Consider the following 6,507-nt stretch of genomic DNA (forward strand, 5'->3'; position numbering starts at 1 on the left):
CTTTGCTTGTCGGCCTGTTGACTTCTATTAACTATTCCAACCCCGCCTGGAGGCTGAAGGCTATGGGGATGTCCTTTAGGATCATCTCCCTTGAGAACGGTCTTTCGAGGCACTTCTCGGCGTAGGCAGTAAGAAATCCGTTTAATCCGCTCAGATGATCGTCCTTTGCCTCTTCCTTAAGAGCAATTACCTCTTTATATTTCAAGACCGCCTCGTCCCGCTTCCCCATGAGGTCAAGGGCCTGCCCCGAGAGGAGACAGGCCAGGCCCCTCTCGTTTAGCGTCTGGGGTAGCTCGAGGGAGTCTTGAAGGAGCTTTTCCGCCCCCTCGTAGTCGCCCATGACGATCAGGAGCCTCGCCAGCATCCGGTAGTAGGCGGGCTCTTCAGTGTCCTGCGCCATGGCCCCCTCCAGCATCGCCAGCGCCTCGCGGATTCTCCTGAAGTCGTCTTCATAGGCAATGTATGCGTCCATGTATGAGGAAAATCCGTCCCTCTTGGCGCTGCTCTTCCACCGGTAGCTGGAAAGAATCTTCGGGTAGACCCTTGAGGGCTTTTCCTCGAACTCCGCCCAGAAGTCGAATCCGATGTATTCGTTTGCGCAGGCGGGCTCTTTCCCCGCCGCGGTCCAGAAGAAGCCGTCCGCCGGCAAAAATATTACCGAGGTCACGTTGTTTGCGCCGCAGACGGTGTGCCCGAAGCTCCTCTCGGCGTTCAAGATCGGGTCGATGTGGTCGCTCATGAACTCAGCGGCCAGGGCCGGCGTGATCCTCCCGTAATTTTCCTCTATCAGCCGGGTGAGCCTCACGTACCTCCCCATCAGGTTCCTCATGACAAGGCTGTATCTCGCCATAAGATCTACTTTTTCAAGCTCTTTAGTCGTGGCGAAGTTGGTCAGGGCTATGGAGTCTCTCTCCATTTTCCTTATCCCCAAAAGGTCTGGGCTCGATTCAAAGACGACGGCTTCCTTCGTCTTACCGTCGGCTACGAGAAACCCGAAGGCGCCGCCCCTTTTGTTCTCCCTCAGGATCTCGGCCGCACCGTCGATGTCCTTTGCCCCCCTCATGATCATGTTCTCAAATATTGTAAAGGAGACACCAGCGGGGTCTGCCCCGTCGTATCCCATGAAGTGCCCTCCGATCACCATTCCCATCTCGTTCATGGCGGAGTTGCACTTTATAAGCCCCGCCGTGGAGACCCTCACGTAGCGATAGCCGTCCTCCGGCTCGCAGAAGAAGATCGTTTGGTTAGGCCCCCAGAGACCCTGTCCCGAATAGTCGGTGTTTCTCCCGAAGACGAGCTTTCCCCCCGCGGTCGCCCTTCCCGCCGCGGCGAAGCTGGAGCACCCCCCGGCGTCTTTGACGAGCCCGAAGTCGATCGCCTTTTTACCGATCACCCCCGGAACCATGGCCATGGAGAGGTCGGAGTAGAAGTTGGCGATAAAGACGTCCCGGTAGTCGAGGCCGGCCCCGTCCGCTATCCCCTTTATCTCTTCGAGGTATTCTCCGGGGGTGTTAGCCTCAATCGGAGCAAAGATCTTTATCTCGAGGTACTTCATTAGGAGCCACCTCATCCACGCCGGCTTCTCGGCGTACTGGACGTTTTTGGAGATCGGATCGGAAAAGAGGGGAACACAACCCTCCCTGATCTCATCGGCCAAGAGTTTTCCATGCTGATAGCCCATCTCGTAGGGCGTCCCCTTGAGCTTGATTATGTTGTTTCCCCCCTCCCTTCTCAAGGAGGCGTCGCCGAATTTCGAAACGCCGTCCTCATCGGCTATTTCAAGCATCTTTAGGGAATCGATTACCTTTGCCTCGGGCATAAAGTTTGATCCATCGCTCACCGAGTTTATCCTGACGAAGTAGAGACAAAAAACCACCAGGACAAAAATCAGTGCGAGGATCGTAAACGCTGCCTTTTTCATAAAAACCTCTTTTTAGTTAAAGTTCTATTTTGATATTCGATCTATTTTAATTGAAAAAACCGCCCTTAAAAATCGTCCCTCACTCCCATATACCGGGCGAGGCCTTCGGCGAGCCTTACGAAAACCTCCACATCGGCGGAGCTCTTGAAAAGGGGGGTGATCTCCACGATAAGGCCTCCCGGTAAAAACAAGATGTTGTAATAGGTGTGGGGGAGCCGGGCCATGAGGATCGCGACCACGTCGGCGGTGAGGATTACGTCAAAGGCATCCTCGCTGTTTACGGCAAAGATTGTGTGGGTCTTGGCGAACTCCGGGAACCGCTCCTCAATATCGAGGGCCTTCTTGCCCCCCGGCCCGGGAACTATCGATATCGCGAGTAGAAACATCTTTTTTAAAAGATTCCCCTTTACCTCGGAGTGGGAAAAGAGAAAAACGGGCCCCAATATGGGAATCTCCATAAATACAGTGATGAAATACTTCAGGTTCTCGTCGCTGGCCCCCTTTTTCGAGCCGCTCTCGACCCCCTTGTACCCGCTGTAGAAATAACCCTCCCCCTCGGACAGCGGAAGCCTGATGATGTCCCCGTACACCCCTCCCGGTGGAACGCTGAGCCTATCCTCCAGCATCTTACCAAAGGCGTTGTCTTCGTCCTTCTCGGCGACCGAAAGCCCCCTCGACTTGGCGTAAGAGGAGACCGCCCTTTTCAGTCTCCTGACGTTATAAACAATATAGTGAAAGACGGAGTAGAAGACAACAACGAGAATTATAACAATGATGATGTTTTCGGTTTTAGACACCGAAAGCCCCTTCAAATTTGTCGATTTGATGTAAAATTAAAGGTACCGTTAAGTGTCCGTCTAAAGTGCTTCATAAGAGCGAAATCAATAACCTGAAATGCGACGGCTTTATAAGTTTAAAATTTACCCATATCGCTTAAGGCCCGGGCGAGGGTTTCCGACCAAGTGACGTAACGCTCTATCTCCTCTGCGCGCTTCATCTTCGTCTCGATGACTATACCGAATCCCGAAGGGGCAAAGCATACGTTTGCTGGCTTATTCCCAGGGTGCGTCATAAGTACCAACATTACGTCGGCCGTGAGTATCGCCCTTTCCGCGCCCTCCACATCCTCGGTGAAGACGTTGTATACCTTGGCAAAATCGGGGAAGCGCTCCTCTATCTCCATAAGCTCGACGTTTCCCGCCCCAAAGACCTTGTTCAGTACCAAATTGATCACGGCCTTGGCGAGCCTCCCCTTTAGGGGGATGTGCTGAACCACGAAGGTCCGCTCGGCTATCGGTATATCGGTGAACACGACGATATACTGGCTTTCGGATACCGATGCCGTCTCGGATGAAGAATCACTCGTCTCCTGGAAACGGGTGTAAAGATAGCCCTCCCCGTTGGAGAGGGGAATTTTGACAATGTCCTCGATATTTCCCATATCCGGAAGACCGAAGCTCTGTGTGATCCTCGCATTTAGGTCGCCGCTCCGGTCGTCCGGAATGATCGTGAGCCCCCTCGTCTGGGCAAAGGCTATCAACGCCTTCTTCGCCCTGCCGGTAAAGAGGCCGACCTTGGCCTGTCCCGGATAGAGTGGTTGGGCCTTCATCTTTGCCCGCCTCGATCGATAGATGATAAAGACGAGGACGATGAAAAAGATGGTGGATGCAACATATCCGGTTATTACTAATGTCATGTCATGCATAATGTGTAACTTGACAAAAAATTTGAACCCTATTTATGGTCATGGTCTTCGTCAAATCCACGATTTAACATGGATTGTCGGAGTCGCCTCAAACCTCGAATGCCCGTTGCGAAGTTTCCCTTACTTCGCCACCTCGGCCCAGGCGTCCTTGATTACCACGTCCCCCCTGTTGACCGCGGCCTCGAGGCCGACTATTTTGGTATCACCCTTGTCCTCGGTGAGCCAACCCTTGGTGATTACCGTGTCTCCCGGCAGGACGTTCCTCGAGAATCTAACCTTGAGCTTCTTCAGCTTCGTAGGGTCGCCGCCGCAGGCGTTGTCCACAACCGCCTTCTGGACGAAGGCCATGGTGCAGAGCCCCTGGAGGATTATGCCGGGAAGCCCCACCTTTACCGCGAAGTCGGGATCGACGTGTATCAGGTTGTGGTCGCCCGAGGGCTCCGCGTAGATGTAGGTCTGCCCCAGCTTGACCTTCATCTCTTCCGTGAAGAGGATATTCGGTTCCTCCGCCTTCTCCTCGACGGCCGGCTTTTTCTCCCTCTTGGCATCCGGCCACCGCTCGAAAAAGCCGATAACCAAACTCATCACGAGATCGCCCGCCTCGTCCACCGAGTCCACCTTTACCTCTAAAAGCTCGCCGGTTCCCTTGTCGATGACGTCCTTTACGGTCGCCGTGGTCTTGAGCTTCGTCCCTGGGATAAGGGGCTTGGGCCACTCGAAGTACTGCTCCCCGTGGACGACGTACGCCCAGTTGATCCCGAGGGTCGGCTCCTTCAGCACTTCCATTATCCCCTTGGCCCCGATGTCCTTGCTGACGGCATAGAGGGGAGGGGCCACGGTTCCCCCTTCTCTCGCCCCGTTGATATAGGCCTCGTTGTAGTCGTTGGTCGCCAGGGCGTAGTAGATCGCCTCCCTGTTTACGACCTCCCCGTCCACCGGCCCGAACGTCTTTCCGATAAGATCACGATTAATAGCCATTTTAGGCCTCACGAAAAAGGTGTATGAAAAAGAACACTACTTGTTTTCTATTCCCCGTTTGACAAGGGGAACGATTATTTCGTAATTCCCGACTCGATCGGGGATCAAATATCCTGTCATTCCCAACTCTATTGGTAATCCATTATTCTGTCATTCCCGACTTGATCGGGAATCCAGATAGATATTCATCCCTACATACGCAGGGACAGGCTGGATTCCCGCTTCCCAAGGGAATGACATATAATGTTACTCCCTTGTTTTTGCTCCCAAATAGATATGGAATCCATTAAAGATGTTAGACAAAAAAATACCAGAAAAAGGGGCGTGTGTCAAGAAAGGGGTGAAACGACTTTTAGTAAAACCGCCGCCGAAATTGACACCAAAAAGTATCTGTGATACATTTAGTCAATTAAAAAATATCTTGGGGGTCTTTATGAGCGTCAAAACATTATCCGACAAAGCCAATCTCTACAAGATTGTCGCGTTTCTCATTCTTGTAGCGGCGGCCCTTGCCCTTGCCACCTGCGGCAAGGAGCCCACCGACGAGGAGAAGATCGAGGCGTTGATCAGGGACGCAGCGGAGAAGGCGGAGGCCAAGGATATCAGGGGCGTGTTGAAACACGTTTCCGAGTCGTACAAGGACAGGGAAGGGAACGACAGGAACCAGATCAAGGGGCTATTGTTTGTCTACTTTCAGGGGTACGAAAAAATCGGGATTTTCATTCGGGATATTAAGGTCGAAGTAAAGGGAGACGATGCTATGGCCGTTGTCAAGCTGGTATTCACCGGTGGCGCCGAGATCATCCCGGAGTCCGGGAGCGGCTACGTCCTCGATCTGAAGCTGAAGCGGGAGGAGGGCGACTGGCGGGTGGTGCGCGCCGGCTGGACCGAGTCGAAGGTGCTGTTCTAACTCGTTGTCTCCATTTTCACTGTTTCCTTGGAGGGCAGATGAAGATCTATAAATCCCTGCTGCTCCTGTTTGCGGCGGGCGTCGTCTTGGCGGCGCTTGTTCTGGGGTGCGCTAAAAACCCCGAATACTGGTTCAACAGGGGTCTTAAAGAGAATGACCTCGACAAGAAGATCGAGTTTTACACAAAGGCGATAGAGATCGACCCCGACTACGCCTTGGCATATAACGGCAGGGGGATCGTGTACGACGGGCTTAAAAAATACGATGAGGCAATCGCCGACTTCACGAAGGCGATAAACATCGACCCCAATTACATCATGGCCTACAACAACAGAGGATGCGTATACGAGAAGCAGGAGAGGTACGAAGAGGCGGTCGGCGACTTCGATAAGGCCATAAGCATTGACTCCAACAATACCCTGGCCTACTACAACAGGGGAGTTACAAAGAGGGACCAAAAAAAGTACGACGAGGCGATTGCGGACTTCAACAAAACCATCGGCATCAATCCCAACGATGTCAACACCTACACCGCCCTGGGGCGGACCTACTATATTATGAAGAGATACGATAGGGCAATGAATAATGTTTCGGTCGCTCTGAAGTTCAACCCCGGCGACCCGTTTGCCCTCGGCCTCAGGTCGGACCTCTACAGGGAGCGGGGGAGATACGACGACGCGATGTCCGATATTGATAAGGCCATCGCCCTCTATCCGGACCACGCCCCCTTCTACTACACCCGGGGGCTGAACCGCCGGGCTGTGGGGGAAAAAGAGAAATCACTTGAAGACTTCAGGAAGGCTTGCGACATGGGTGAGGCGGATGCGTGCGCGGAGTTGGATTGATAGAAATGAAAGATATAAATTTAATCCCTCCTTAATATTGTCATAAATTCTCTAATTTCTTGAGGTGAATTCAACTCACAAGTGCAACTTTTATAGTCGTAAAAAGGGGTAAGATGATGTAGGATTTGTGCTTCTTTTAACGGCTAAA

6 protein-coding genes are annotated in these 6,507 nt (G+C 52.8%); 2 read left to right on the forward strand and 4 right to left on the reverse strand.

Annotated features, from left to right (window positions below; genetic code table 11):
* Positions 1 to 31: 31 nt before the first annotated feature.
* The 4 genes from JW984_13515 to JW984_13530 form a co-directional block, all read right to left on the reverse strand.
* Positions 32 to 1,921 carry a tetratricopeptide repeat protein gene (locus tag JW984_13515; protein ID MBN1574210.1) on the reverse strand — a complete coding sequence of 630 codons (1,890 nt, stop codon included), beginning with the start codon at positions 1,919 to 1,921 and terminating at the stop codon, positions 32 to 34.
* 65 nt (positions 1,922 to 1,986) lie between these two features.
* Positions 1,987 to 2,718: a hypothetical protein gene (locus JW984_13520; GenBank protein MBN1574211.1), complete on the reverse strand. Its 732-nt coding sequence runs from the start codon at positions 2,716 to 2,718 to the stop codon at positions 1,987 to 1,989.
* 116 nt (positions 2,719 to 2,834) lie between these two features.
* The gene (locus tag JW984_13525) at positions 2,835 to 3,617 is read right to left on the reverse strand and encodes a hypothetical protein (protein ID MBN1574212.1); all 783 of its coding nucleotides are present in this window, start codon (positions 3,615 to 3,617) and stop codon (positions 2,835 to 2,837) included.
* Between the two features lie 129 nt (positions 3,618 to 3,746).
* Entirely contained in the window at positions 3,747 to 4,604 is an 858-nt protein-coding gene (locus JW984_13530; protein ID MBN1574213.1) for a MaoC family dehydratase N-terminal domain-containing protein, read from the reverse strand.
* A gap of 433 nt (positions 4,605 to 5,037) precedes the next feature.
* Here JW984_13530 and JW984_13535 point away from each other — a divergent pair, with 433 nt between their 5' ends.
* Positions 5,038 to 5,514: a hypothetical protein gene (locus tag JW984_13535; GenBank protein MBN1574214.1), complete on the forward strand. Its 477-nt coding sequence runs from the start codon at positions 5,038 to 5,040 to the stop codon at positions 5,512 to 5,514.
* Between the two features lie 38 nt (positions 5,515 to 5,552).
* Positions 5,553 to 6,359, forward strand: a complete 807-nt coding sequence (locus tag JW984_13540; GenBank protein MBN1574215.1) for a tetratricopeptide repeat protein — start codon at positions 5,553 to 5,555, stop codon at positions 6,357 to 6,359.
* Positions 6,360 to 6,507 lie beyond the last annotated feature (148 nt).

Source organism: Candidatus Zymogenus saltonus (assembly GCA_016929395.1).
GTDB lineage: Bacteria > Desulfobacterota > Zymogenia > Zymogenales > Zymogenaceae > Zymogenus > Zymogenus saltonus.

Bases quoted from the DNA above. Each gene is read 5' to 3' on its own strand.
- JW984_13515 (MBN1574210.1), bottom strand. From the start codon at position 1,921: ATGAAAAAGGCAGCGTTTACGATCCTCGCACTGATTTTTGTCCTGGTG.
- JW984_13525 (MBN1574212.1), bottom strand. From the start codon at position 3,617: ATGACATTAGTAATAACCGGATATGTTGCATCCACCATCTTTTTCATC.
- JW984_13530 (MBN1574213.1), bottom strand. From the start codon at position 4,604: ATGGCTATTAATCGTGATCTTATCGGAAAGACGTTCGGGCCGGTGGAC.
- JW984_13535 (MBN1574214.1), top strand. From the start codon at position 5,038: ATGAGCGTCAAAACATTATCCGACAAAGCCAATCTCTACAAGATTGTC.
- JW984_13540 (MBN1574215.1), top strand. From the start codon at position 5,553: ATGAAGATCTATAAATCCCTGCTGCTCCTGTTTGCGGCGGGCGTCGTC.